The following is a 26,207-nucleotide window of genomic DNA, read 5'->3' on the forward strand; positions in this document are numbered from 1 at the left end:
GCTAGGTGTGTGAGAAGCTTTTTCTTTGGTTATCTTAGGAAATTTATTAATCTTTATAAGAACATTTTAAGAAAATAAAAAAGCTTGTAGAGAAAAACACCCACTTTCTCTACAAGCTGTAAAGTAGTCCTATGGGCTACTTTTTTTATTTATCTTGCACTAACCTGCCTTAATCTTTTAGTTCTAAAAGTATAGGTGCTATATTTAATAAGATAGAAACAATTGTCAAAAACCATAATGCCCTTTCCAAAGTAGGTACAACATCCAATAAAACCGACCAATCTTAACCTTTTACCCAATTAGATACAAGGCTATGTTCTGCAAAGAGTGTCAATGCTGTAAATGATAATCCCATTGCCATCGCAAGTTTATAATCTTTTCCTGTTTTATACATATAAAAATTTATAAAAGTTGCTACTATGGCAATAAGTCCTAATATTAACCACATAATTATGCCTCCATTATATTTTTAATTAAGATGAAAATTTATCTAAAATATATATTAAAAGGTCCAGTTATCCTATTTTGAAATCCTGCTCCTTTAGTCCAATAACTTCATCAAAAAAGGGCACTTCTCCTTTTAAAGGTAAGCACCCGTACGCAGCAACCCCTTGTAAAACTCTTGCACCCGTTACTTGGATAAAGGTGTTCCATTTACCTTTACATTTTTATAAGCGAATATGAATAAAAACCACCAAACTACTAAATACAAATAGCCTAAAACAGCATAGAAGGACCACATTGAACCTTGTTGTAATTGACTTATTAAATATTCATATTCATTTAGTCCTTCTTTTCTTCCAACACTATTTAGCAAACTAATTATTGGTACAGTAATTACGATAACGATGGCGACTAAGGACATTCTTAAATTTTTTTTAGAATCAGGCTAAATATTACAGTGCCTAATGTTATAAACAAAAATAGGTAATAAATAATCCAAAACCAAGTTGGAAGAGTTTCTGTACTCAAATTTCCACCTCATTTTAAGTACATAATTTCACAAACCCACTTAAATTTTTACATATATATCCAATTAAGCAGACAGGTATTGTTCATCAATATGGCCCTATTATGAAAAAGAGCGACATCCTAATTCAAGAATGGCGCTTCTATTGCTGAAGATCCTACCTTCACAATTTCTTTGAACTGTCATTAACATAATTGTTTTTTGATTGGTAATTTGGACTCAAACATGCTTTATTCTGAATAAATAAAACGTGTCATTTTTAGTAAAATAATTTATTTAGGAAATAATATCTCCATCTATAATTTTGGAGGTGATAAGTTCAATAGCAAAAGCAGTTCATTGTTTGGCGTTGCAATCTTGAGCATACTTTTAACCACTATTTACACTGCAATACTTGCATCACAACTAATGGCCACTAAACATAAGGTTGATTACCTATACTTCAAGGATAAGTTCGATGGACATAAGAATTAATCTAATTAGACGATGTAGATTCATCGTCTTTTCCTTGAACAGAATCCACTTCCTTTATTTCACTTTTAAGCGACGTCCGCACTAACTACATATTTTTTCTTGTTTTGTAAAACATACAAATAACCACAAAAAAGGAGATTGAATATGTTTCCAAATTACAAAGGTAAGCTTTTAACAATTATGTGGATGGGTGTTGGCTCTGCATTACTTTCCAGTATTTTTAGTGCTATCCTTATAAAAATTGCTCTTGATACAAACAAAAGGATCAAAAGTAACTCCAAAAACTAGGGCTATCCTAGCTTTACCTATTTCGCAATTTAAATCGATTTATATGCGAACTGTGCATTACTACATGAATATTTAATTTAATCGTAACTTTTTAATAGTTATGATTCTACATAGAAGGGATGGTTCAGATTGTTAAATAAAAATGTAACTAATGGACTTCTTTATAGTACGATTCTCTCTACGGTTCTAAGCCTTATCGGTATTGCTTTAACAATTTATAACCATACTAAGATTGAAAATTTAATAATTAAATCTAATCAGAATATGAATTAAGAATAACCCTACTTATTTGGTTGTTCTTAGTTCTCTATTTCTCTATTTTCGTCAATTCAATATTTTCCAAACCATAAATAAGCACTTTTCCTTGTTCAAGAATAGCGCTTAGATTGTGGAAAATAGTTTATTAAACTAAACATCAAATAGGTTAAATCTTATTTGTAGAAAAGGCGACCAATTTCTGAACAACCGACATCAATATTAATTAACACCCTTTATTATTAAAAAATCTAATGTTGAACTATGTTTAAACCTAAGCTTTCCAACAAAGCAAAATACTGAGGGCAGGTTTAAGATACACATCCTGGATCATTTATTTGTATACCTTCAACTCTTGAACCGATAAGTGCTAATGACATAGCGACTCTATGATCATCATGCGTATTTAATAAAGTTGGTTTTGGGTTACCTGGGTATACTTTTAATCCATCTTTAAATTCCTCCACTTTAATTCCTAACATAGATAGTGATTCGCATATCACACTAATTCGATTTGATTCATGATGACGAATATGTTCAACATCTTTTATGGTTATTGGCCCATCTGCGAATGGAGCAATTGCTGCCAATGTTAATGTCTGGTCAGACATCTCCCTCATAGAGATTTCAAACCCACCTTTTAATTGTTTAGCCCCTTCAATTTCAATATAAGACGACCCCTTTGTTACTTTACATCCCATTTGTTCAAGAACATCAACCATTTTTATATCTGGTTGTTTTGTTTCATAAGTTAAATTATTAATTCGTATTCTACCATTTGTTAACGCAGCTAGAGCAAGAAAATAACAAGCAGTTGAAACATCTGCTTCTAGATTTATATCTTGTGCTGTGTACTTGGATGGATAAACGACTATTTCTTTTAAATTATGATCATATTGAACTTTCGCACCAAACTTTTTCATTAATTCTAAAGTTAATAGTACATATGAGTGTTGCACAATATGATCCCTAATTTTTACTGTGATTGTATCTTTTAAATTAGGTGCAGCAATCAATAGACCGCTTATAAACTGACTAGAAATCTTACCAGAAAGACTTATCTCGCCTCCAGTTAATTCTTTTCCTTGAACTAATAATGGGTAGTAACCTTCATTACTTAGATATGTTATTTCAGCACCAAGCTCCCTAAAAGCATCTACTAAGGGGGAAACAGGTCGTTTACTCATACTTTCACTGGCTTCTAATTTCCATTTTCCATCACCAGATACTGCTAAAGCTCCAGGCAAAAATCGAGCAATTGTACCTGCTGCACCAATATATAAATTTCCTGATTCCCATTTGCCTCCATTTCCCTTAATGAATACTGTCTCACCTTGAATTTCTATATTTACACCTATCTTTTTCAAGGAATCTAAACACCAAAACGAATCATCACTCTTTAAAATACCTCTCACTTTAGACTTACCACTGGCTAATGCACTTATAATTAGTGCCCTATTAGTGAAACTTTTGCTCCCAGGAATAGTAATAGATCCATCTATTCTCCTTTTGCTTGGTGAAACATTTACCATCTTAACATCTTTTAACGGTGTCCATGGGCTACGGGCTCTTACATCAAAATTATACTTTTCCAATTCTGAATTCCCCTTTATTAACAATTCATTTATTATGTTCTTATTTATTATTATAATTAGAATGAAGATATAAATGAAATTAATATAATATACAACAGTTATAGGTGGTATCTATATCATGCAATTAGATCTTTATCGAGTTTTTTATGTTACGGCAATAGAAAAGAATTTCAGCAAAGCTGCAAAAAAATTATTTATAACACAACCAAGCGTAAGTCATGCAATCAAACATTTAGAAGAAAGACTTGAAATAGAATTATTTGTTAGAACATCAAGAGGAGTATTATTGACAAATGAGGGTGAGATATTATTCGGATATATTAGTCCAGCTTTTGGTCTAATTGATAATGCCGAGCGAAAGTTGTCGGAGTTAAAAAATTTAAAAAGTGGTCAGGTTACGATCGGAGGTAGTGATTCAACTTGTAAACACTTTTTATTACCACATATACAAACATTCCAAGACATCTATCCAGAAATACAGATTAAGTTACAACATGGTTCTACGCCTCAGATAGTAGATAAATTAAAAAACGGACATATTGATATAGGTATCATTCATTTACCGATTGATCAAAATCAAATAAAACTAACCGAATTTTTAAACATCAGTAGCACCTTTATTGTAGGCAAAAAATATAAAGATTTAGCTGAAAAAACACTTTCCCTTGAAGAGATTCTCAACTACCCCATAATCTCTTTTTCAGAGAAAAGCAGTTCAAGAACATTTCTTAATCAACTATTTCAAGAGCAAGGGCTTAAAGTAACCCCCGACATTGAAGTTGGAAGTGTTGAATTGCTCATTGAATGTGCGAAAATTGGAATGGGAATTGCATTTGTTACAAAAGAATTGGTATTTAAAGAATTATCTGAGGGTGAATTAATTGAAGTACGTTTTGAAGAAAAATTAGAAAACAGAAAAATTGGGCTAATAACAAAAAAAGAGATTCCTTTGTCAGTAGCAGCAAATAAGTTTTTTGAACACCTAGGTGAATCAAGATCAAGACAATGTTGAAAAGGGCAAACTGATATTTTGTTTGCCCTTCTATATACTTCGCGAACTAACCTGTCTTCTAGTTGATAATACAATAAATTGTGCTTGACAACCAATTATATTTCAACACTCGCGCCTAGATTGTTGAATAAGATTAAAAATGTGAATTTTTTGATTAACTATTTTAATATATCCCAGTTAACTTAATCTTAACTTTTTACATAATGGAAACAATAATATAAATCATGTAATTGTTCATGATTACCTTTGTTTAACCTGCAACTAGATTGATTTGAATCAGAAAATTTAATGTTGTTTGACAATAAAATTGATTAAAAAACTAATACTTTTATATCTCTCTAAATCCTACGCTCTTCCTCCCACTTCGAATAATTCGTTTGATTGATTTAATCGCATCAAAGTGCATGCCTTCATGGTATAAGCAAAAGCTAAGAAATTCTTCTACTGTCGATAATGTAAGACCTGTGGATGTTGTATAAGGTTGTTCTACAGCTTCTTTGATCCTAAATTTCAATACTTTCTCAATCCTACAAACTTGATTTTCGAGCAAAAAGATTAATTCATGAATTGGTGGCACCTCTTCTCCCCAATCGCTTGGTTTAGTACCTGGACTGAATAATTCTGTAAATTGATCAGGTAAGTTCATTTCTTCTCCAGTAAAATGAAAGGCGAACTTTTCTTGGACGACATATATATGCCCGAGATTCCATTTAATATTGTTATTAAATCCTTCTGGAATGGAAAGTGATGTTTCATCATTCATTTCTGCCACATGACCAATCGTTTTATCCCGAACAAATCTTAATTGTTTAAAGATATAGTTTTCCACTTTATTCCCTCCTGAACATTCTTAATCATATCCAAAATGTAGGATATTCCCGGTTACTGCGCAAATTATTAATAATCAACGCAAAGAAAACAATTATCACCGAGCCGATTAATACCGGTGTAATTAAGTAACTCCAACTGTACGCGCCCAGCATAACAACAAGTGGGTCTGCCCCTGCTGGTGGGTGAGTCGTTTTTGTAATCATCATAAATGCAATCGCTAAGCCGACAGCTAAACCAATCGTCCAAGGTTCATTACCCAATAGCTGATATATGGCTAATCCAACGAATGTTGAAACAAAATGCCCCCCAATAATATTTCTCGGCTGTGATAAAGGCGCGTTCCATGCACCAAATGCCAACACACAGCTAGCACCAAAGGGAGCCATTAACCATACGGCTGCTGTCATGTTTGTTAAAAGTACTAACACAAAAATGGTTAAAAATCCACCGATTAACCCGGTTATTATGTCCTTTACATCTACCTTTAATGGACTTCTTCCTTTCCCTTTCATTTTAGATAAATAGCGTACGTGAAATAAATTTACTTCTTCTCGCTTTACTGTTATAGCACGATCCATTATTTCCCCTCCTTCAACTTAATTTTTACTTTACACCAATATAACTAACCTGTCAAAACCTATTTTAAGGGTTAGTTGTATTGTGTGCAAAAAAAACCAACTCTTGAAATAAGTTGGTTCTCATCATTCATCGGATTTACTTTGTTGAAACCGTGCTACTTTTTTTCTGTTTCCACATATCTTCATTGAACACCACTTGCGTCTTCCACTTTCATCAATAAATAAAAGTACACAATCTGGATTGGAGCATCGTTTGAGGAAGGCAAGTTTATTTTCTCCAATTAAAGTTAATGCATCAAAAGCAATCAACGATAGAAGAACATCTTCTACCTCTCCAAAAGGAATGGGAGTCAGTTTTTGATTGATTAATTTATAAGTGAAAGGTGCTTTATCGATCTTTTTTTCTAGAAAATTAATAAAATCATCTTGAATGGTCTCTCCATCTGCTATTGATTCAAAACTATCTCTTAAAACGGCACGAATTTCTAGCACACATAACAATACCTGTCTGATTCTCTCCTTAACCTTTGAGTATAGCTTATCATCCCAAAAGAAGCTTTCTTTGTTAATTACATAAAGCCAGTCCAAAACATCCCCTTCCGATAACAATAAATCCTGACGCTGACCACGCCTTACTAGTTCCGTGTTTACCAAATCAAGAGAAAGCTGACCTGAAATGAGTGGGAATTTGTTTGTTTCAGTCATTAAGTTTACCTCCCAATTTCCCTATATAATCTAACCAATAAAATAATCGTTGAAAGGTTATATAATCATTATATCTTATTTTAGATTCATATTTGCCAGCAACTTATCAAGTAATGATTTCATCAACTTCTTTAGCAAATAACGTATACTTTTTAATCAACTTTATTGGAAAATAGTTGACTTTATTTTAAATACTGTTCATTTAACTCCTTTCTATACTTGTTACATTACACTATTCAACAATCTGGCCTTTTACATAAAAAACGCAAATGCTATTACACATTCGCGCTTCGTTCGTAATATAAGTTTAACCAGGTTTTACTGGTTGAACTTTTTTTATTTAGTTTTATTATAGCGGTAGTCGGAGTAGAACGAAGCGCTCGTGGGACATTGATCCCGTCAGCAAAACTGTTCACTCCCTACTTGTATTAGCATGTTTCAGGCTGGTTGGGACAAAGATCCCGTTTAACAAGCGAACCTATGACAGTACAAGCAGCTCTAGGGACAACCGACTAATCTTAATTTTAAGGAGGAGATGATGATGAATCCAGTAGTAGGTCTGGATGTATTTAAAGGTGAGAGTCAGGTACAAGCATTCTTGGATAAAGGTCAACCTTATCGTAAAAGTTTTAGTATAAAGCATACTGTGGAAGGCATTGAGGTTTTATTAGAATTCTTAACAGAGATTGAAAGGGTAGCTGATAGTAAGAAACCTTCGGTTATCTTAGAATCGACAGGACATTACCACTCTCCTATTGTTCAATTTTTGGAGGGGCAACAATATGTTTATATTATTGTAAATCCACTTATTTCTCATCGAGCAAGGAGTACAAGTTTAAGAAAGGTAAAAACAGACGCTGTCGACGCCTATCTTCTATGCGAACTATTCTATAAAGAAGAAGTTGAGCCGTATAAGAAAAGAGGTATTCAACTCTTAAACCTTCGGAATCTTACAAGACAACAAGAGACAATTTCAGGTATCTCTACACAGACCAAGGTACAGCTTCTAAGTACTAGATCAGGTATTTCCAGAATATAGAGGTGTCTTTGGTGATTTATATTCGAATGTCTCTTTACAGACGCTTTCCTTATTTCCTACTTCTGAACATGTACTAAATACGACCGAATCCGTCTTAACTGACAAGATTGTATCGTTATGTACCAGACGTTCTGAAAAGTGGGCAAAAGAAAAAGCACAAAAGCTTATGGAAGCAGCATTAAGAAATCCATTTCAAACCAACTTGTATGAAAGCCATATTTTCAACCTAAAGATGTTAATATCCATCGTTCTTCAATATCAAGAGCATCTATCAAAATTAGAAGCAGAAATAGATGCCCTCGCTAAAGAAATGGAAGATATAAGATTATCGAGTCTATTCCTGGTATCGGAGGTAAGATTGCGGCAACAATCATTTCCGAAATTGGAGAAATAGATCGGTTTAATCATCCTAAAAAATTAGTTGCCTTTGCAGGAGTAGACCCAAGCGTTTACTCTTCTGGAAGATTTACCGCAACCCAGAATCGGATAACGAAGAGAGGATCCAGAAGGTTAAGGCAAGCATTATATATGGCTGTATACTGTGGAATTCGAGATGCCCGAAAGCAAAAGACCAGTGATACTGTTATACCTCGGAATAAAAAATTAAGAACGTTTTACGATAAGAAACGCGAAGAAGGTAAACCATATAGAGTAGCAATAATCGCTTGTGCTAATAAGCTTTTACACTTGATTTATGCGCTTTTAAAGAACAAGACCACTTTCCAAGAATTAGCTTAAAAACTATATTTAACAATAAAAAACAAAACCTTCCAAATTATAAAAACAGGAAGGTTATTCGGCATACTCATTTTTAGTATATCATCTATATTTTAATTTTTTCATTGAAAAATGTTGACAACTATTAGCTGGTTTTGCTGTGTACCCTGTAGAGTAGATGCTATGAATGAAATTTAGTGCTATTGTTCTCTTTTTTCAACAAATAACAAAATTAGTGTTGCCAATGGACCTAATACTAGTGAAAGCAAAAACCAGTTTAATCCTGTCCTATTCTTCCCTTGTGCAAGTGCAGCATTTATTAACGCAAGTGTACCCCAACCAACAAAATATTGGTTCTCCATCATCTGTCCCCCTATTTACGTTAAAACCACTTTACTTTAAGTACTTTTTTCAGAGAAAGTAGTACAAATATATGTTTTTTATATACGCAGTGTTTCTATACTGCGCAGCAAATGTCTTTCTTTGTTTTTATTCTTGTTCCAAAATAGCGCTTAGATTGCTGAAGATCAGTGGCTGCTGAAGATGGCTAGCTCTTATTGAACTCTAGCACTTGTTATTTCGGAAAGAAAAAATCGTCATTTGACTTTTTTAAAAAAATCGTCAACTTCTTTTGGTGATTTCAAGATGATAACTTCTTTCTTTTTAGAAAGCTGTTCAAGTCTGTTTAAAATTTTAGGTCTTTTCGTTTTTGGATATTCCCAAATCCATTTAAAAAACTCAAATGAAAACCTCTCTTCACAACCTTCACCCATATCTGGTCTAGTCTTATTTCGGTATTGAAGCATTCTTTTAAATGCACGATACACGCAAATTATTCTAGGAATATCAAGGAAAATTATTGTATCAGATGCATTCAGCCTTATATCTATTGTCCCACCATAGTTCCCGTCAATTATCCAGCTTTCTTGTTTTACTAAATCATATTGAACAACAGTTTGTTCATCTTTAGGAACACCTACCCAATTAGGCTTCCAAAATAATGCGTCAAGATGAAAAACTTTTATTTTCAACTTTTCCCCTAATTGCCTCGCCAAAGTAGATTTTCCTGAACCGCCAGAACCAATTAGTACGATTTTTTTCATTACAAACCCCTTATAAATTTGAATTAAGTCTATAAAAAATATTATTTCCTTGTTCAACTAACCTTCGTTACCTTAAGTACAATTATTCACAATGATCTAACTAATTTCACATTGATCCTCCACAATTAATAAAGAGCTTACATACCTATTTTAAGAATGGTGCTGATTATTGAAGATAGTAATTAAATTAATGCATCCAATCTTAATACAATAAATTAATACTATCATCTGCTTTTCTTATGATTCTATAACCATACCTAAAATTCTATCAACCCATTCAGAATTTTCTTCAATTTTAACTTTTTCACATAAACTTTTATGTGTTTTTTTGAATTCAGGAATGATTAGCTCGATTACTTCCATTAAATTATCTGTTTCTCGACTGCTTTGCCAGTCTGCTAAGAGTGAAAATTGCCAACTCTCCAATTTACTTCTTTCACCTTCATATTTTGCCCAATCTCCGAATGCATTGGGTTGTATTCCTTTATCCATGTACCAAGCAATTACCATAGACATTCTTAAATTATCCAAGCAATTTAGTGCATAATACAATTCTTGTCTGTTTACCCTTCGATAAGCTTCATGAACATAAGCAAAAAATTTAGATCTCCATAGCTCAACATCTTGTACAGACGGACAATAAAATAATTTCTGAGATTCCTCTATTATCTCTTCTATAAATCCTTTTTTATCATGTGCGATACTGATATTTTGCAGCCAGATAGAGGGTTGAATATCTACTGTTTTATAGTAGAATGTATCAACCTTTATAAAAGTGTCATAGTGAGCAATACTATGAGTTGTCGAAGGATAATCTTCAAAATACAGTACCTCTCCCCAATTTTTAGCCCTCTCTTTTTTGTTCTTCCTATACCTTTCAAATTCTTCATCTTTAACAACTATACGAAGGTCAATATCAGAATATATGTCTGTATTTCCATTACCTATAGACCCGCCGTAAAAAACAGATAATACATTTTCATCATTAATTAAGTCCTGCTCAATCTTTTGCAACATAATTTTACGATACTCAGGAATTTTCAAGTCTCTTTGACGATATTTAGTTTCTAATCCCACACATAAAAAAACAGCTCCTTTTAAGAATCTTTTAATCCAAATTCGCCATAAGGAAATGAATTCCTTCTAACACAATGTTGTTGTAAATTGAAAAAACACCTTTTCTATTCCAAAAAGGTGCTTTATTGTTGAAGATTTTAATGTAAAATAATAAAAATTAGAATATATCTTTATAGTAACTGAGTGTTGGCACAATTAGATCTGAATCATGCATACTATCAAGCTCTAATCTGTTTACCCACTTAATATCTACAACCTCATCTTCTTGCAGAACCGCACTTGAAAGATTGAAGGTTTGATCAAAAATCCAAATATCACAGAAATTATTATATAGATCTCGTCTTTCACTTTTTACTAGCTTACCGTTCGATTTTACTAATTCTATTCCTATTTCTTCTTTTACCTCACGTAAAGCTCCTTCTAAGCTTTCCTCACCTGCCAATACAGATCCTCCAGTACACTCCCACAGATTTGGATGTGTCTTATCAGGATGACGCTTAGTAACAAGAATTTCTCCTTTTTCATTTCTTATCCATACATGAACAACTATATGATATTCACCTTCTAGTAATGGAATTCCGCGTTTATGTGTTCTATTTAACTTATTCCTATTCAAATCATATAGATCCCATAGCTCCAAAATATATCCTCCTAACAATTTAATATTTTCAATTATTAAACATTTTATATTCCATACACTAGGAAACATTCCTTCTTGAATATGAAAAAGAGAAGTTAAAAAAAGTACATTCTTTCTTAATAATGCGATTATGTATTATATAGACTACTGATTACATTTATCATGGGTTTGGGTTCCATTCTTCTTTTAATAAAACGCGTAAATAACCCTATCGTGGTATTCTCCAATCTGGCCTTTAACATGAAAAAGCACTTACCTTTTATTCAAGATAAGCGCTTCTATTGCTGAAGATCAGTAATTTTTTTGGGTATAACATCGGCATTGCATGCTTTTTCATAAAATTCAAGGGGACCAGCTTCTCCTATAACAGCATATTCATATCCTATTTCCTTCATCTCAACTAAACAATAATGAAGCAGCGTATATCCTATTCCTTGTATTCTATTTGAAAATGAGGTACCCATTGGACCAAATAATCCTTTTTTTCTTCGAACTACATCAAAGCAAGCGAAACCTATAATTCCTTGGTCATCTTGAGCTATAAAAATAGGTATATCTTCTTTTAAAAAACCGTTTTTAATTGAATCTAGCCATCCATTCCCAAATTCTTTTTCCACAAAGATTTTTAAAGATGATGCATCACTTAGTTTTGCTTTTCTAAATGTTATACCACTTGTTGGAATAGTAGGAAACGAATAATCTCTTAAAGAAACAATCATATCTCTAGGAACAGACACAATTTCAAGGATGCGAGAAACGTCCAAACCATCAATTATTGCTTTAGTTATACGGTCATTATTTTTAAAAATGGCATCTACTATATGTCCTTCATTTATATAAACTTGTTTGAAACGTTTCATTTGAAAATCTGCGTGCTCCAATACTGTTTTCGTGGTTTGCGAAATATTAATATTAAAAGGTTCATAAATAATCCCTTTATCTTCTATATCAAATTGCATTTGCTCTATTCGATCATTTAATATCTCAGTAAGACTTGGATAATTAATATATAGCTCAGCACACACACCTGTCTTATCGAGTAATATCCCTAATAGTAAATGAACTGGATAAACAACCTTGGTCGTCCTTTCAGCTTCCATTTCTGCATATTTTAGAATTCTTAAAGAACGATCAGTGTATCTCAAGAACATTCAACCCCCGTTAATTTATTTTTGGTTCTATAAATACGTGAAAACGCTTCAGTAATAAGGCAATTTGTAAATCGCGCTTATTTGTTGAACATGGTTGTTGAATTAAAATGCTTAGAAAATACCATTAAAGTCTTTCAGCTCTATATTCACACAAAAACCTTTCTACTCCTGGATATTTTTCTCCTAAACTTGTTATAAAAAAGCCATATTTCCGATAAAAATCTACGGCATCCTTATCCGTTTCAGCAGTGATAAATGGGTATTGATCGGTAAGAAATGTAATCATTTTGCTACCAATTCCCTTTCCTCTTTGTTTTGAAAATACAGCAATATGTTTAATTACACACTCTTTTGAATTTATAATTTCAACCCCTATGCAACAACAATTTCCTCTTTACGTTCAAAACCAAATAAAATTCGGTTTAAGGATCCCAAGTATTTTTCATAATCTTGATCGATCTTATGATCTGAAGTGGCAAAGGTAAGAAGTTCCCGTATAGATGGATCAATTTTTTCACTGAGTATTTTTTTCATATAATTATCCTTTTCTTTATTAAAGAGCATTGATAAACCATTTGACAATCTGACTAGTAAGTTTTCAAGTTGAAAGTAAATTGATTATTGAATGGGAAATTTCCTTTTCTTACTTCTTCTTTTAACTTTGCGAGAGCTTTTATAGCTCCATCTTTTAGCTCTTCTGTATACTTGTATTTAATACTATTTGCTTCAAATTCATCCTCATCAACTACTTTCCATTCATTGTTCTTTTCCCAAACGGAATCCAAATCCAAATCAATAAAACAGATTTCTTCGTTATTAAAAACGCAAGGTTTTGCGATATTACAGTAAACAGAAACAACCTCTTCCTTTTCAATTTCCATAGCAGCAGTGTACCATTCTCTCAATGAAAAAAATTCTATTGAGGTATTGTTGAAAGTAAAAACCTTATTTTTGCTATGATGAATCAGTTTACGGCCTGGTCTACAAATGAGAAGTAAATAGTCAGAGGTTTGGTGAAGTAATTCTCCTTCCCATTCATAGTGTGGAATATCAGGGAATTTAAAAGCCTTAATTTTTAGAACTTTACCCAATTTAATCATCCTTAGAATAATTTATATCCTAAATATTTCTCCTAATTATTAGGAAGTTCCTTCTTTATTGGACAGGTTGTAACTTCTTAGAGAAATTTCCCATAACTTAATTGCCATTTTTATAAGTGAGATCATTCAATCAGGAGCTTTAAATACTAAGAAGCACACATCCTTGTTCCAGAATGGCGCTTTTATTGTGGAACATGATTACGATATGTAGATTCGTTCCTGATACAATAAAAAAACGCCTCATATCCTGTACTATCAAGGATTTAAGGAGTTTTAACTACTAAATCTTAGTTGTCTTGATAGATATTTTACACGAAGTTAAGCTTTAAGAATAAAAAGGGAGTTTCCTCCCGCTCTCCTAAACTGTTCATTATTAGTCCCTCTGGAAAAGTATTAATTTAGTTTAGTTAGATAAAATGTGAAATTAGATCTTCATCACTTGCGCTTGGTTGCTGATAAATAAACCAGTACATATAACCTATTATCGGTAATTATTATGTCTAGGTTTAAATAAGTCTTCATGTGAACTTCTAACATCAGAAAAATGATCAACATTATAATGACCATCAAGTATTTCATTATGATGCATGATAATCTGTTCGGCAGATAAAATTGAGGAGTCCGTAGTTGAATGTCCATCCTGAACTAAAGTGACATCAAAATTATTGACTGTGGCAGTTCTTACCGCTGTGTCAATACAATGTTCTGTTTTGCACCCCATAATAACAAGATGTTCAATCTTTTTTTCTGTTAAATAGTTTAGTAATGGGGTTCCATAAAAAGAATTCGTTGCTTCTTTATCAAATATTTTTGAATCAGCAGGCACTTTAATATCCTGATGTATTTGAAATCCGTTACCTTCGCCATCTGCTACATCTTTATCTCTCATAAAGACCACTAAAGAATTGGATTTTATAGCCTTATCAATAACCAAATTAATATTTTTTACTAGCTTTTTCTTTTCGAAAATGCTTTTTTCATTCTGATTACCTTCAATTAATTCTTGCTGTGCATCAATAACTAACAAAGCTTGCTGCAATAGAAAAACTCCTTTTCGTTATTATTCTTATATGCTCTCTTTAACCACTATTCGATTCTATTGTAGATACAATGGCACTTCATACCATTAATACTAATTTCGTTCATAATCCGATATACTCCTCTTTAAATTTGGCATTATTTCAAATTTACTTCTCTCTATTACTAAACAATCGTGCTTGATCGTAAAGAGCCAACCTTTTCGTAAAAGCTTTTGTGTAAAACATACAGTTGAGGGTTTCGAGAATTTAATAGAATTCTTAAAAGAGACTGAAAGAGTTGCTGATGGAAAACAACCTTCCGTAATCTTAGAATCAACAGGACATTACCATTCTCCTGTTTTTCAAATTTTTGGAGGAACACCTATGTATTTATATTATTGTGAATCCCCTAATCGCTTATCGAGCAAGAAGTACAAATTTAGGAAAGGTAAAAACAGACGCTGTAGATGCCTATCTCCTATGCAAACTATATAAAGAAGAAGTTGAGCCATGTAACGAGGTCCATCCATTCTTACATAAGAACCTATTTCATTGTAATCTGAGGATCCTGCCCAACCTATATACGTTTCTTCCAGAGCATCCTCAGATAAATAAGCATCCAGTAAACAAAAATTTGTTGTGCTCTCGCTTAACACATTTTTCTTTTCAGCGCTCCATGTATGCGCTGTTCCCGAAAAACTAATCGATCGTTGAAGTTGACTCCTTTCTCTTAACATGAAATGCGTATTTTTATCCTCCTATCGTAATATTTTCACGAACGTTTATTCGTGTATAATTAAGGTATACCTTTTAAAGGAGGATTTTGTATGAACTCTGTTGATTTAATTATTTTAAACTTTAATGAAATTCGAAGAAGAAGTATAAAGGTTTGGACATCTATTCCAGATGAATACCTTCTATGGAAGCCAGATCACGAGGCCATGAATTGCCTAGAAATGATTAGACATGTACTGGAAAGCGAATATTACTATCATTTGGCCATTCAAAATAGAGGTAGTTTATCTATTTTCAACTCCCCTTTCGAAAATCGGCCTTTCACATCTGTAAAAGCAGAATTAGAATTTGCAGATACATATAGAAATCAGTTTATCGATACGATCAAAGATTTTTCACAGGAAGATTTAGAGAACATACTGATAGACAGATCTGATGTAGGCTACATAAGGAAATTAGGTGATATGCTACTTCGTGTTGCCTATCACGAATCTGTCCATACAGGACAGCTATTGGATTATTTAAGAATAGCAGGCGTTCCAAGAATACGTATTTGGGATTAATTTGTTTGATTGGTGTATTCACAAAGTGATACACCTTTTTTCTATCTTTTCTAATCCTGCAAAAGTACTCTTTTTAGTTACAGAAAAGTTGAGTTTGCTACTTCATTCTTTAAGCGAATTGCACGTATTAATAACCCATTTTTCACAAAAAAAATAAAGTTCCATTTTATTGCCGATATACATTTAAGTGTAAACGAAAGGAGCAAGATTTATGGAAAAAACGGTTTCGCAAGGCAATCAATCTAATCCATATGATCTACTCATACAAATAAATAGTTTAAAGAGTTTTGTCAACAATCCATTTCTTAGGTGAAATGCCCCCTCAAGAATCCATCGTTCCGAAGTGTACTCTGATAGTATGTAAAATACTTATTTACCTAACCTGCCATTCTAGACATTTCCTAGATAACTTCGCGTAATGTTTTGGAGTACAATGTTTCCATTTTCACTGTACCTTTCGAATAACTCTGAAAGAAGATAAACAAAACGTTTATACTCTTTGTCAGTTTCTTTCGGAGCATAGGACGCTGATAAATTCCTCCCTAAAAACCCTTCATAATCATATTGCAAATCATTTTGATACTTCTTAAATTCATACTTTCCTTTCTTAAAAAAACAGTTAAACATTTCTGGAGATTCCTCCATTCCACCACTAAATCCTTTGAAATTCGGACAGGTTTTTTGGCAAATTACTGCAATTTCTTTAGTCATTGGATTAGTTAAATCTCTACTATTCCAAACAAGAGCGACATTTGCCTTTTGTTTCAATATCCGCTGGCATTCAATTTTGAATGCTTTTTTATCGAACCAATGAAATGCTTGGGCAACAGTTACTAAATCAATACTTTCCCCTTTTAATGTGGTATGTTCAGCTGTTGCTTTAATTGATGTATAACGAGAATATTGTTTTAATGATTGCTCAGCCAACTTTCTCATGTCATCATTTGGCTCTACTCCAATAACATTTAAACCTTTTTCAAGCAACTGAAGGCTAAAAATCCCAGTACCTGAACCAATATCGGCAACATTTTGATCCTCTTTCAGTTGGTTTGATGAAAATAAATAATTAAAATATTCATTTGGGTAATGTGGCGATATTTCGCATATATATCGGCTTTGTCGGTAAAGTTTTCTGTTGTTTTTTTCACAATACTACCTTCTTCCCCTCGATAGTAAGTTCAGATCCATCTACATAAGTACCCCCTTCTAGTCTCACTAGGTCTACCACTTATGTAGATGGATCTGCCTCCGTGATTTAAGATTCCCAATAATATCTCGTGATTTTTGTGAGAACGAACTTTTCTCAATATATAACGTAAAAAATCGGGTTTTTTCCTTACGCTCCCGATGGTTGCTTAATACAACCATATTAAATTTCCTTTATAAAAGAAGTTAGAGAAAGGCGGTCTGTTACTTTTGTTTCTCCTGCTTTTATAAATCCATTTTGCAAATAGAAGGTTACAGCTGGTATATTTTTGGATCCAGTTGACACGATCATTGTTTCATTTCCTTTATTATTGCTTTCAATGAACTTCAATAGCATCTTGGCCATTCCTTTTCTAAAATGTTTAGGATGCACTATTAACCTATGTATATCAATTACTCCATTTTCTGCTGTTATAGAAATGACTCCGCATAACTCTTCATTGATAAAATAGCCAAAGAAAGTCTCTCCACATTGTTGTAGAGTGTCAACTGTGTCTTTTAATGGCGGTATTTCATAAAAGTCAATTATTTCTGCCTCTATCTTATATGAAAGTAGTTGAATGTGTAATACTTCTTGGGCAAGTATTGGATTCGTCATATCAATTTTTTTAATCATAGCTTTCCCCCGTATCCTTTTTAATTAGATTGCCCATTTATATATTGAAGTCACTGGTTTTATTCAAAAACAGCCCTTCGTATATTGAAAATTATTGGCTCTTGAACTTCACCAAAGATTTATAAAACTCGTTTATATAAGAAAGAAGAATAAATTGTTCTCCTATGAGAAATACTTACCTAAGAAAAATCCAATATTATGAGGAGTTCTTCAATGAATACTAAACATACTGTAGGTTTATCATCAACTGAAATTGCAGGATTATGGGCCACTTATATTAATGATAGCATGTCTATCTGTCTCTCGAAGCATTTCATGGAACAGTCGAACAACGAAGATGTTAAACCTATTATTCAATTAACGTTAGATATATCACAAAAACATATTGAGGAAATCAAGAATATTTTTAAAAAGGAGAATTTCCCTATTCCAAAGGGATTTTCCGATGAAGATATTGACCTTTCAGCTCCACCTTTGTTTTTTAATTTATTTCCTGTCAGTTATGCTTACGGGATGAGTCGTATGTCTATGGTAAACTATAGTATGCTAATTTCTAATGTTGCCCGCGAAGATATTCGATCTTTCTTCTCTAAGTGTTTAACTTCCACATTGGATCTTTATAATACATTAGTAAATTTAATGCTTTCAAAAGGAATATACGACCGCCCAACAATGATCCCTTATCCCGATAAAGTTGAATTTATTAAGGAGAAGGAAACTTTTTTATCCAAATGGTTCGAGAAGAAGCGTCCTCTAAATGTTCTTGAACTATCTGAAATATTTTTTAACATTGAAAGGAACTATTTTGCTTTCGTTTTACTCACTGGATTTATTCAAGTTGTAAAAGATGACCAAATAAAAAAATTTTTGACAAAAGGAAAAGAATTAGCACAAAAACAAATTCAGTTCCTAAACCAAACTTTAATCAAGGAAGATCTGCTTGGCACTATAATGGTTAACTCGGAAGTGTCAACTTCTACTTCATCTCCTTTTTCAGAAAAGCTCATCATGAACCTTGTGACTATACTCAATACTCAAGGAATAACCTATATTGGTCATGCATTAGCTTCATCAGCACGAATAGACCTCGCTACTGAATATTCAAAACTTATTCCTGAAATATTGCAGTATGGTAAGGAGGGCACCGACATTTTGATCGAAAGAGGATGGCTTGAAGAACCACCACACACTCCGAATAGGAAGGAGTTGGCGGAAAATTAGATTTCAAATGGAACAAGGGATCCCAAAGATCTCTTGTTCCATTTTTAGCAAAATCCATCGTTTTAGCAAATTAGTATTACATAAAACAAAAAAATGTTTTAACATTAATATTTACATTCATTCTAATTCGTAAATTACTCAACAGGTTCAACAGTAGTGTATTAATTTGTAATGGAAAACTTTCCATTATCGTACCATCATATCCTACTTTTATTTTGTCTCCTAGTTGAAATGTTTCTGTAGGGTTAACCGAAAGATTGACAGATACTCTACTACCAGAACTAAGAATTTCTCCTTCTACAATGTCTACAAGTCCGATTTGATTATCCGTAATTTCTTCAATTGTTCCGATAAATGTTGCTTTTACCTCTTTCTTTTCATTTTTGGTATCTTCTGAATTACATCCATATAGTAAACAACTTAATAAAATTGCAATGAACAAACTCCTTCTTTTTATCAATATAAATCTCTCCTTTAGTAAAAATCTCCTTCCCTAAATTAGTTGAAGAAATGGGCATTAAAGTTACAGTTTCAAAAGAAAGAATAACGGATAGAAGGTGTCCATCCTCAATAAGTATTAATAACACTCATCCTTAGTTACTCATAATGAAAGTTTTTATGAAAAAACTTACAGATTTATCGTCTGTAACTGATTATTTCGTGTGAAGTTCTAATTGTCTCAAAATCCATTGCATACGTTCTTTATAAGCGGTATGACATTCTTTGAAAAGATGGTCCGTTTCATACCAAGCAACTTCCTTCGGTGAACTTGCAACATCGTAAAATGTATGTGCTTGGTCTTTTGATATAAATTCGTCATTGCGGCTAAATTGAAAGAAAAGTGATGCAGGTGCAGCTTTTTTTATGTAATGAACTGCATCCAATAGCTCAATTTCAGAGATAAATTTATTAAACTGTTCCCTGGTTAGCTTATTACGAATCAACTCAGCTAATGGGTGTTCGCTTGATTTATGCCAAGTAGATACATTAGAGAGTCCTGCCATAAGAACATATGCCTTAATGCGGTTCTCAACTCCAGCAAGCACCCCGCCCCAAGTAGCCCCCAAACTATGACCAACATATGCAAGTCGATTAGAATCTACATTTTCTAAGCTTGAAAGCAGGTCAATTCCCCTTTGAAGGTCTACAACTGTCTGAATGTATCCCTGAATGTTGACCACTTCCTCAACCATAAGGTTTAGCTTATGTTCTTGAGACAAAGATTGAGGCGGAGTTTTTCGCATAGAAGGTGCATCAATTAAAAGAGAAATTACCCCTTTCGAAGCTAAATCCACAGCTTCCGATAGAAACGTTGTTCGATCCCCTTGGCCAGGGTGCAAAAAAACCGCTGCTGGAAAAGACTTCCCTTCTTTATTGGGAACAACTAAATAAGCAGGTACGTTCCCACTAAGCGGGCTTAAATAGGATAAATCCCTAACTGTATACCCATCCTTCCTAATAATTGAAAGTTCTTTAAAACCTAAAGGCAACGAACGCTCATACTCAAACACTAATACCACTCTCCTCGGATAGTTTAGTAATGTATGAATCTACAAATCAAATATACCACATTTTCCCATTTCTAGACACTTATATCGTTTATTCAACAATCCTTAAACATGCTCAAAAAAAACGCTTTATCTTTGATCAAGATAAGCGCTTCGTTACTGAATTTTATTTTAAGAAAGTAACCTTTTGATATTATAGGTAAGCTTCTTTTGGATCAGAAGAAAGCTCTTCAATAGTAAGAAAATCAAAACGCACAGTAAGATCCTTTCCTTGAGGGCTGCATGCGAATAATCCGGCTGAAATTGTTGAATCAGACGGAATATCCAAGTGAGCTATGCGTATTTGCATCCATTCTTTTCCATCCAAGGAAAAATCAACATAACAATTTTGATCAATCCTGGATACTCGAAAATATTGGTCAATCTCTTTAGACTCCATATATTGTGTGGACCAGTCAGAGTAACCCCCATTTGTAACTACTGTCCCCATTTTACTCAAAGTATTTGTTATAAACTCTAGAGAAGTTTTAACCCACACATTCTTTGAAAAGCGAATCATCAACCCTGCGTGATCATACTTTGACTTTGGATAAGTTTTGACCTTTGTTGTCATCCTAAAATTCTTGTCTGTATTCATATAAAGAAAATGACCATTATCTGCTTCAAAACCGTAATGTGTTTTTTGCCAGTAATCTGTTTCCTGATCGGTATTTAAAACCAATTGAGAACTCGTTGTGTCAATCATCCATTTCTTAGGTTCACAACGCCATTTTAGTAAGCTATTTAATTGTTCACTTTGAAATTTCTCCTCAAGAATCCATTGTCCCCCCAACTAAACCCCTCCATTTTTTTACAATTATTACCTTTCTTATTCATTATACTGCATCTGTCCTTATTTATAAAAGAGTTCGTAATTAAACTAAATTCTCTAAATATCCCTTTCTCTTTTTCATCTTTAAATAAATTAAAAATGCTAGAGCTAAATGAATAATTCCAAGAGAAGTAAAGATCTTGGCAAAGTATCTACCTCCTATTGTTGGGGAGTCTGTTACAATTGCTCCAATTAAAAAGGTTATAATACACAGGAATAGGTAATATGTCATTCTTTTCCTATCACTTTTTAAGAGCAAGTAACCACTTAAAGTCAATATATAAAATAAGCTTAAAATAATAAACGACGGATAGATAGGGCTAAATTTTGCTGCATATATAAAATGATCTAATTGTGATAAATCTGCTCTACTTGTAATTTCACCATTTAGTAATTTCGAAAAATAGGCAGAGTATTTCCATTCCCAAGGGTTTTCTCTTATAGCACTTCCTTCATACCATGCAGCAAACATTGAAAAAACCATTACCATAAATGCTATTAAGTACTGAATCAAATATTTCACAAAAACATTCCCCCTTTAATGAAAATGACATTTCTATATTACAATCTATTTACCAGAACGAACGGTGTTATTGGAATGGCAAAGAGAACAAGTAAACCCTTCTTTACAATTCCCCTCTGAAACCTCTTTAAATAGAAATAATACCTTTCTACCTATTAATCAAAATGATAAATATTACTATTGTGATTAATAATGCTATGATTACAGAAGCAATTATAAACTTACATCGTTCAACATTATTCATAAAGTATACACTCGACACTCTTTTACATTCATTTCAACATACCACCTATAATTTTAACATAAATATCCATATTTCTTTAAGTGGTTATTCAATATGTTGAAGGTTTAAATTAATCTCTAATTACCTCCATCCTTTTTATTGTTTTGATATATCTTTTTCAAAGTATGATTTATGTTATTAAGGCTCAATAAAATAAATCCAAGCATAATAAATGTTACGATCTCTCCTGTAAAGAAAGATAATACTCCTAGTATTAAAAAATAAAAACCATACCACCAATTACTCATTATCTAACCTCGTTTCTATGGTATATCTCCTAAACTCTTATTTTTCTCCAAAATCTAGTTTCATTCACATTTACTACTGTTTCTCTAACCATTTGTTTCCTACAGTATATTTTTCTTCTTTTTTTACTTAACCCAATTACTGCAAGTATAGTTTTTGTACGTTGCTACACTATTCCTTCCTAATATTAACATATTATGTCTATTCGTTATTGCAACAACTGGTTCAATAAATAAAAAAAGCGACTATCTTTATTCAAGAACAGCACTTGATTGCGGAAGATTGCTCTTGACTGTGATACTGTTTGTTTTAGCGCTAATCCATCATACTGGATTTTCCCAATAAAGAGTAAAAAAGACCACTATTTTTTATTAGTGGTCTCAAGGCCTCTCTCCCAGAAGTCGGGGATTTCTTCACCCCCTCCTACCAGTTTCAAATCACCAAACGCTATTATTTTACTTTGATATGTGCAACGACACTATTATTTCTGTAAGTAACCGTTACCTTGTAACCATCAGCAGTTACATGATCGAATTTACCTTTTACCTTGTTGGCAGTCATTAAAGTAATGTTTGTACCTTTTTCTAATTCATAATTCGAAAGGTCCAAATTCAAGTTCCCACCATCAAGGTATAACAGTCCATCTATAGTTAGTTGACTTTTGTCATCATCCATTGCAATATCAAGGTTTCCAGCTTCCATTGTTAAATTGCCATTTATTTTTAAAGGTCCATTTCCATTAACTAAAACTGTACCATTTTCTACATAAAGATCGCCTTCACCAAAAGCAGTCTTAGAAGTAGCTTCTAACGTACCTCCTTGTAGCAATGTGCCTCCTGAATAACTATTATTTCCTGTCAGTGTAAGCGTTCCTGTCCCTTTCTTGGTAAGCATACCACTGCCAGTGATATCATTTTTCCACCAATCATGGGCATTAAATCTTCCTTTTGAAGCATCCATATCCACTGTTACATTGCTTAAAAACGCACCATATCCATCAGATGCTGTTACCAAATCAAGTCTTCCCCACCCATTTGACTCGTCGATGACAGGGTAGCCTGATTCAATTTCTGTGGTATATAATACTTCTCTACGTTGTTTATCTGTCAAATAAGGTTGACGAGTTTCCAATAAAACTTCTGCCCCTTTGGGAACTACAGGGTCTAAACCTTTTGTTCCTGTTTGAGGTAATCCGTACGTAAGTTTTTCCCGATAGAACGCTTTATTTGCTTCATAATCTTCCCACTTTTCTTCATCGTACGCACTTTCAAACTTATAATCTTCAGTTACCGTATGTGCATATTCGTACAAGCTCATATCTTTTGATTTAGCTAATTCACCGAATACTTCTCCAGCATTTTCATAAGCCTTATCCAATATCTCTTTGTTTTCTGGAAGATTGTATGCATAAGCAGTCATAGCTGTAGATTGTATTCTTGCTCCTATCACATCAAGTGGAGAGTGCATTCCAGTCACTATTCTGTTTTCTCCCATTTGAGCTGCTCTTGTTAAAAATTCAGCATATCGTTCCGGTGTTGCGTAGGCAAATCCGAATGTTGACAAATAAGATGCGCTTGTATGCCCACTTGGAAAAGCTCCGTCTTTGCCTCTTCCGTCTTCCGCTTCTCGTTTTACATATTCTAATGCAGGAATGACTGCCACATTCGTTTCATATTGTTGGTAATGTCTTTCTCCCGTTTCTTTTTTGCCACCTGAAGGTAATTCTTCTACTGTACTTTCGCCACTTCCGATTGTTTCCCACACAGGTAAACCGTTCTGATCAACAACTTCTTTCACTTCTCCATTTGAATTCATTCTGTAAGGTCTTGGAGAAGAGAAAAAGTACTTAGAAGGGTTTGACGATGAAGGGCTCCTGAATCGAATTAAATGAACTAAATCCATCGCATTTGATAATTCAGATCCCTTCCATTGTCCCATTCCTTGACTTTCATCTTCAACAGTTGTTTCCTCCAATACTTTATTCATGTCCTCTGTTGATCTTACAACACTTGTGATCGGGTTAACGATATCAACATATGTATTAGCTAAAGGCCCATAAGCTTCCATCATACTATATATCTTATCTCTTTGATCATCATAATAAGCCGCTAGAGCCTCTTCATCCGTTCTGTTATTGGTAACGTCTTCTACATATTTAATATTAGCTTCCCAAGTCTCTGCATCTCTAATTTCTTCGTTAGCATATGTTTTCTTATCTGCTACTATTTTTGTCATATCATTTTTATATCCATCAAAATAAACGGTAGGTCCGTCCCCATAGTTTGCAACCTCACCGTTTGCACCTGGTTTTGTTAACGCTGTTCCGTCTCTCCAATCTGCTTGATTCATAGACCATATTTGATCAAAACCATCTAAAATAGTAATAAAAGGATTAGTCGCAGCTATATTCTTTAAGATCGCATCATTTGCATTTCCACCGTTATCCACTGCTGGTAAAGTGTGATCAACATCAGGAGCATCAATATTTACTTCTTCAGTGGTCCCTTGTGGCTTTGCAGGTTTTGAAAACTTACCTTTTTTAAAAGAATTAGTTGATGTAATTACTGCTTCTGTACGAGAAACTTGAGGATATCCTTTTATTGAGACATTATCAAACTCAGTTTGAATTTCATTTTTCGCAGTGCTCCGCTCGATAGTAGAATATTGACTGGCGGCTTGAACAGGCAGCGTAGAAGATGCCATCGTTAGTGTTGTAAGGATTATGATTGATTTTTTGTTCATAAATTTCATACCATTTGTGTTCTCCTTTTCTGCTACAAATTTTTAAATGACTAATACTACATATTTATTCAATCTCCTAGACGAAATGTCAGACACAAATTTCACTATAAGGATTGGATGTTATTTGAATATAGGGAAAATGTTAAAGTTATGTAAATTCAAATAGCAAAGTACGAATTTCTTTGAAAAATTGTAGCTTTTTGCAGAAATCCCTAAACAGAAAAGGAGTGGCTTTAAAACTAAAATGAAACTAAACAAGAAATAACGTTCCTACTTTTTATAGGAACGTTTAATTTTGAAATGATCACCTACATTTCATTTGAAGATGTATTCTCCTTTACTGCTAAGATCATTAAAAACATGGGTCTTCGGAGTTCATCAGTCATTCCGGGTATATTCTTTAACATTTTATCAGAAGGAGTTGGTTCTTTTACTGCTCTTATACTAAAGCCTGTACCAATTAAGTTATTTAAATATGTCGAGAATGTCCGGTGATATTTTATAACATTTTCTGTTAAAAATGTCGTTTCACGTACTCCTTCTGATTGATAATGGTCTACTGGCCAATGTAGCGGATTCCCTTGTTCATCGTAATACCAATCTTGATCGTTTCGTGAAGTAAAGATTGGATGTTCAACTGAGAATAAAAAAGTCCCGCCAGGTCTTAGACATTTGTAGACTTTTTTGCAGATTTCTTCAAACGACTTAATATAGTGAAAAGCCAACGAACTAATGACCACATCAAATTGATCGTCTGTAAAATTGATTTCTTCAATTGGCATCTTTAAATAAGAAATTAATGGGTCATCTGTGTTTTCACGAGCTTTTTGAAGCATTTTTTCCGATATGTCTACACCTATTACTGAACTTGCTTCTTGCTCACGAACATAACGGCAATGCCAACCAAAACCGCAACCCAAATCAAGCACATTCTTATTCTTCAAATCTGGCATCAGTGCTTTTAAAACATGCCATTCTCCCGCCCCTTCTAGTCCTTTGACCGATCGTGGCATTTTTTCATATGCAGAAAAGAAATGTTCATCATCATATTTGTTTTGTTTCATCATTCATACATCTCCAATATAGTAAGGTAGAAAATACTAGTGTGATGTGGAAGTGCTCTATTTAGTTAAATAGTT

At 33.2% G+C, this 26,207-nt stretch carries 26 protein-coding genes and 3 pseudogenes; 6 read left to right on the top strand and 23 right to left on the bottom strand.

Annotated elements, in window-relative coordinates; genetic code table 11:
• Positions 1-169: 169 nt before the first annotated feature.
• Positions 170-448: pseudogene (locus LC095_RS22040) on the bottom strand (hypothetical protein).
• A gap of 183 nt (positions 449-631) precedes the next feature.
• Positions 632-865 (bottom strand): hypothetical protein, encoded by a 234-nt coding sequence (locus tag LC095_RS22045; protein ID WP_319005832.1) that lies wholly within the window; start codon positions 863-865, stop codon positions 632-634.
• 723 nt (positions 866-1,588) lie between these two features.
• Here LC095_RS22045 and LC095_RS22050 point away from each other — a divergent pair.
• Positions 1,589-1,732: a hypothetical protein gene (locus tag LC095_RS22050; protein WP_226530226.1), complete on the top strand. Its 144-nt coding sequence runs from the start codon at positions 1,589-1,591 to the stop codon at positions 1,730-1,732.
• 566 nt (positions 1,733-2,298) lie between these two features.
• Here the strand turns inward: LC095_RS22050 and aroA are convergent.
• Positions 2,299-3,582 (bottom strand): 3-phosphoshikimate 1-carboxyvinyltransferase, encoded by a 1,284-nt coding sequence (aroA, locus tag LC095_RS22055; RefSeq protein ID WP_319005833.1) that lies wholly within the window; start codon positions 3,580-3,582, stop codon positions 2,299-2,301.
• A gap of 118 nt (positions 3,583-3,700) precedes the next feature.
• On the opposite strand from aroA, the gene LC095_RS22060 reads away from it, so the two are divergent.
• Positions 3,701-4,594, top strand: a complete 894-nt coding sequence (locus tag LC095_RS22060) for a LysR family transcriptional regulator (protein ID WP_226530227.1) — start codon at positions 3,701-3,703, stop codon at positions 4,592-4,594.
• Positions 4,595-4,922: 328 nt separating this feature from the next.
• Here the strand turns inward: LC095_RS22060 and LC095_RS22065 are convergent, their stop codons facing one another.
• The 3 genes from LC095_RS22065 to LC095_RS22075 all read right to left on the bottom strand — a co-directional run bounded on the left by LC095_RS22065 (position 4,923) and on the right by LC095_RS22075 (position 6,708).
• The gene (locus LC095_RS22065; protein ID WP_226530228.1) at positions 4,923-5,423 is read right to left on the bottom strand and encodes a DinB family protein; all 501 of its coding nucleotides are present in this window, start codon (positions 5,421-5,423) and stop codon (positions 4,923-4,925) included.
• A gap of 25 nt (positions 5,424-5,448) precedes the next feature.
• Positions 5,449-6,003 (bottom strand): HPP family protein, encoded by a 555-nt coding sequence (locus LC095_RS22070; RefSeq protein ID WP_226530229.1) that lies wholly within the window; start codon positions 6,001-6,003, stop codon positions 5,449-5,451.
• A gap of 123 nt (positions 6,004-6,126) precedes the next feature.
• Positions 6,127-6,708, bottom strand: a complete 582-nt coding sequence (locus LC095_RS22075; RefSeq protein ID WP_226530230.1) for a CGNR zinc finger domain-containing protein — start codon at positions 6,706-6,708, stop codon at positions 6,127-6,129.
• 541 nt (positions 6,709-7,249) lie between these two features.
• On the opposite strand from LC095_RS22075, the pseudogene LC095_RS22080 reads away from it, so the two are divergent.
• Positions 7,250-8,485 (top strand): annotated as a pseudogene (locus tag LC095_RS22080) (IS110 family transposase).
• Positions 8,486-8,664: 179 nt separating this feature from the next.
• Here LC095_RS22080 and LC095_RS22085 read toward each other — a convergent pair.
• The 9 genes from LC095_RS22085 to LC095_RS22125 all read right to left on the bottom strand — a co-directional run bounded on the left by LC095_RS22085 (position 8,665) and on the right by LC095_RS22125 (position 14,574).
• Positions 8,665-8,826, bottom strand: a complete 162-nt coding sequence (locus LC095_RS22085; RefSeq protein ID WP_226530231.1) for a hypothetical protein — start codon at positions 8,824-8,826, stop codon at positions 8,665-8,667.
• A gap of 234 nt (positions 8,827-9,060) precedes the next feature.
• Entirely contained in the window at positions 9,061-9,567 is a 507-nt protein-coding gene (locus LC095_RS22090; protein ID WP_226530283.1) for a DNA topology modulation protein, read from the bottom strand.
• Between the two features lie 237 nt (positions 9,568-9,804).
• Positions 9,805-10,644: a nucleotidyltransferase domain-containing protein gene (locus tag LC095_RS22095; RefSeq protein WP_226530232.1), complete on the bottom strand. Its 840-nt coding sequence runs from the start codon at positions 10,642-10,644 to the stop codon at positions 9,805-9,807.
• A gap of 157 nt (positions 10,645-10,801) precedes the next feature.
• The gene (locus LC095_RS22100) at positions 10,802-11,284 is read right to left on the bottom strand and encodes an NUDIX hydrolase (RefSeq protein ID WP_226530233.1); all 483 of its coding nucleotides are present in this window, start codon (positions 11,282-11,284) and stop codon (positions 10,802-10,804) included.
• Positions 11,285-11,562: 278 nt separating this feature from the next.
• The gene (locus LC095_RS22105) at positions 11,563-12,429 is read right to left on the bottom strand and encodes a GNAT family N-acetyltransferase (RefSeq protein WP_226530234.1); all 867 of its coding nucleotides are present in this window, start codon (positions 12,427-12,429) and stop codon (positions 11,563-11,565) included.
• Between the two features lie 130 nt (positions 12,430-12,559).
• Positions 12,560-12,811, bottom strand: a complete 252-nt coding sequence (locus LC095_RS22110) for a GNAT family N-acetyltransferase (RefSeq protein WP_226530284.1) — start codon at positions 12,809-12,811, stop codon at positions 12,560-12,562.
• On the bottom strand, positions 12,808-12,969 hold the full coding sequence (locus tag LC095_RS22115; protein WP_226530235.1) for a hypothetical protein: 162 nt from the start codon (positions 12,967-12,969) through the stop codon (positions 12,808-12,810). Before LC095_RS22115 ends, LC095_RS22110 begins: the two co-directional genes overlap by 4 nt.
• Positions 12,970-13,022: 53 nt before the next feature.
• A complete protein-coding gene (locus LC095_RS22120) occupies positions 13,023-13,526 on the bottom strand; it encodes a DUF402 domain-containing protein (RefSeq protein WP_226530236.1) in 504 nt (167 codons plus the stop codon).
• 490 nt (positions 13,527-14,016) lie between these two features.
• On the bottom strand, positions 14,017-14,574 hold the full coding sequence (locus LC095_RS22125) for a cysteine hydrolase family protein (RefSeq protein WP_226530237.1): 558 nt from the start codon (positions 14,572-14,574) through the stop codon (positions 14,017-14,019).
• Positions 14,575-14,954: 380 nt separating this feature from the next.
• Between LC095_RS22125 and LC095_RS27315 the strand changes: the two genes are divergently transcribed.
• Together LC095_RS27315 and LC095_RS22135 are read left to right on the top strand one after the other, a co-directional pair.
• Positions 14,955-15,257, top strand: a complete 303-nt coding sequence (locus LC095_RS27315) for a hypothetical protein (protein WP_413467530.1) — start codon at positions 14,955-14,957, stop codon at positions 15,255-15,257.
• A gap of 124 nt (positions 15,258-15,381) precedes the next feature.
• Positions 15,382-15,852, top strand: a complete 471-nt coding sequence (locus LC095_RS22135) for a DinB family protein (protein WP_226530239.1) — start codon at positions 15,382-15,384, stop codon at positions 15,850-15,852.
• Positions 15,853-16,242: 390 nt separating this feature from the next.
• Here the strand turns inward: LC095_RS22135 and LC095_RS22140 are convergent.
• Positions 16,243-17,000: pseudogene (locus LC095_RS22140) on the bottom strand (class I SAM-dependent methyltransferase).
• Between the two features lie 221 nt (positions 17,001-17,221).
• Positions 17,222-17,674, bottom strand: a complete 453-nt coding sequence (locus LC095_RS22145) for a GNAT family N-acetyltransferase (RefSeq protein WP_226530240.1) — start codon at positions 17,672-17,674, stop codon at positions 17,222-17,224.
• A gap of 213 nt (positions 17,675-17,887) precedes the next feature.
• Here LC095_RS22145 and LC095_RS22150 point away from each other — a divergent pair, with 213 nt between their 5' ends.
• Positions 17,888-18,895 (top strand): DUF3231 family protein, encoded by a 1,008-nt coding sequence (locus LC095_RS22150; RefSeq protein ID WP_226530241.1) that lies wholly within the window; start codon positions 17,888-17,890, stop codon positions 18,893-18,895.
• 76 nt (positions 18,896-18,971) lie between these two features.
• On the opposite strand, the gene LC095_RS22155 is transcribed toward LC095_RS22150, so the two are convergent.
• From LC095_RS22155 to LC095_RS22180, 6 genes are all read right to left on the bottom strand, one after another.
• Positions 18,972-19,355, bottom strand: a complete 384-nt coding sequence (locus LC095_RS22155; RefSeq protein WP_226530242.1) for a YobA family protein — start codon at positions 19,353-19,355, stop codon at positions 18,972-18,974.
• A gap of 193 nt (positions 19,356-19,548) precedes the next feature.
• Entirely contained in the window at positions 19,549-20,406 is an 858-nt protein-coding gene (locus tag LC095_RS22160) for an alpha/beta hydrolase (protein ID WP_226530243.1), read from the bottom strand.
• A gap of 190 nt (positions 20,407-20,596) precedes the next feature.
• Positions 20,597-21,235: a DUF1349 domain-containing protein gene (locus LC095_RS22165; protein WP_226530244.1), complete on the bottom strand. Its 639-nt coding sequence runs from the start codon at positions 21,233-21,235 to the stop codon at positions 20,597-20,599.
• An 82-nt stretch (positions 21,236-21,317) separates the two neighbouring features.
• Entirely contained in the window at positions 21,318-21,797 is a 480-nt protein-coding gene (locus LC095_RS22170) for a YjdJ family protein (RefSeq protein WP_226530245.1), read from the bottom strand.
• A gap of 979 nt (positions 21,798-22,776) precedes the next feature.
• Positions 22,777-25,068, bottom strand: a complete 2,292-nt coding sequence (locus LC095_RS22175) for a phosphatase PAP2 family protein (protein ID WP_226530246.1) — start codon at positions 25,066-25,068, stop codon at positions 22,777-22,779.
• A 308-nt stretch (positions 25,069-25,376) separates the two neighbouring features.
• Positions 25,377-26,132 (bottom strand): class I SAM-dependent methyltransferase, encoded by a 756-nt coding sequence (locus LC095_RS22180; protein ID WP_226530247.1) that lies wholly within the window; start codon positions 26,130-26,132, stop codon positions 25,377-25,379.
• Positions 26,133-26,207: the final 75 nt, after the last annotated feature.

Source organism: Metabacillus niabensis, from assembly GCF_020524345.1.
GTDB classification, from domain to species: Bacteria; Bacillota; Bacilli; order Bacillales; family Bacillaceae; genus Metabacillus; species Metabacillus niabensis_B.

Excerpts from the sequence above, each read along its gene's own strand:
- LC095_RS22045 (WP_319005832.1), bottom strand. The coding sequence starts at position 865 with ATGTCCTTAGTCGCCATCGTTATCGTAATTACTGTACCAATAATTAGT.
- LC095_RS22050 (WP_226530226.1), top strand. The coding sequence starts at position 1,589 with ATGTTTCCAAATTACAAAGGTAAGCTTTTAACAATTATGTGGATGGGT.
- LC095_RS22060 (WP_226530227.1), top strand. The coding sequence starts at position 3,701 with ATGCAATTAGATCTTTATCGAGTTTTTTATGTTACGGCAATAGAAAAG.
- LC095_RS22070 (WP_226530229.1), bottom strand. The coding sequence starts at position 6,003 with ATGGATCGTGCTATAACAGTAAAGCGAGAAGAAGTAAATTTATTTCAC.
- LC095_RS22075 (WP_226530230.1), bottom strand. The coding sequence starts at position 6,708 with ATGACTGAAACAAACAAATTCCCACTCATTTCAGGTCAGCTTTCTCTT.
- LC095_RS22085 (WP_226530231.1), bottom strand. The coding sequence starts at position 8,826 with ATGGAGAACCAATATTTTGTTGGTTGGGGTACACTTGCGTTAATAAAT.
- LC095_RS22090 (WP_226530283.1), bottom strand. The coding sequence starts at position 9,567 with ATGAAAAAAATCGTACTAATTGGTTCTGGCGGTTCAGGAAAATCTACT.
- LC095_RS22115 (WP_226530235.1), bottom strand. The coding sequence starts at position 12,969 with ATGAAAAAAATACTCAGTGAAAAAATTGATCCATCTATACGGGAACTT.
- LC095_RS22135 (WP_226530239.1), top strand. The coding sequence starts at position 15,382 with ATGAACTCTGTTGATTTAATTATTTTAAACTTTAATGAAATTCGAAGA.
- LC095_RS22145 (WP_226530240.1), bottom strand. The coding sequence starts at position 17,674 with ATGATTAAAAAAATTGATATGACGAATCCAATACTTGCCCAAGAAGTA.
- LC095_RS22150 (WP_226530241.1), top strand. The coding sequence starts at position 17,888 with ATGAATACTAAACATACTGTAGGTTTATCATCAACTGAAATTGCAGGA.
- LC095_RS22175 (WP_226530246.1), bottom strand. The coding sequence starts at position 25,068 with ATGAACAAAAAATCAATCATAATCCTTACAACACTAACGATGGCATCT.
- LC095_RS22180 (WP_226530247.1), bottom strand. The coding sequence starts at position 26,132 with ATGAAACAAAACAAATATGATGATGAACATTTCTTTTCTGCATATGAA.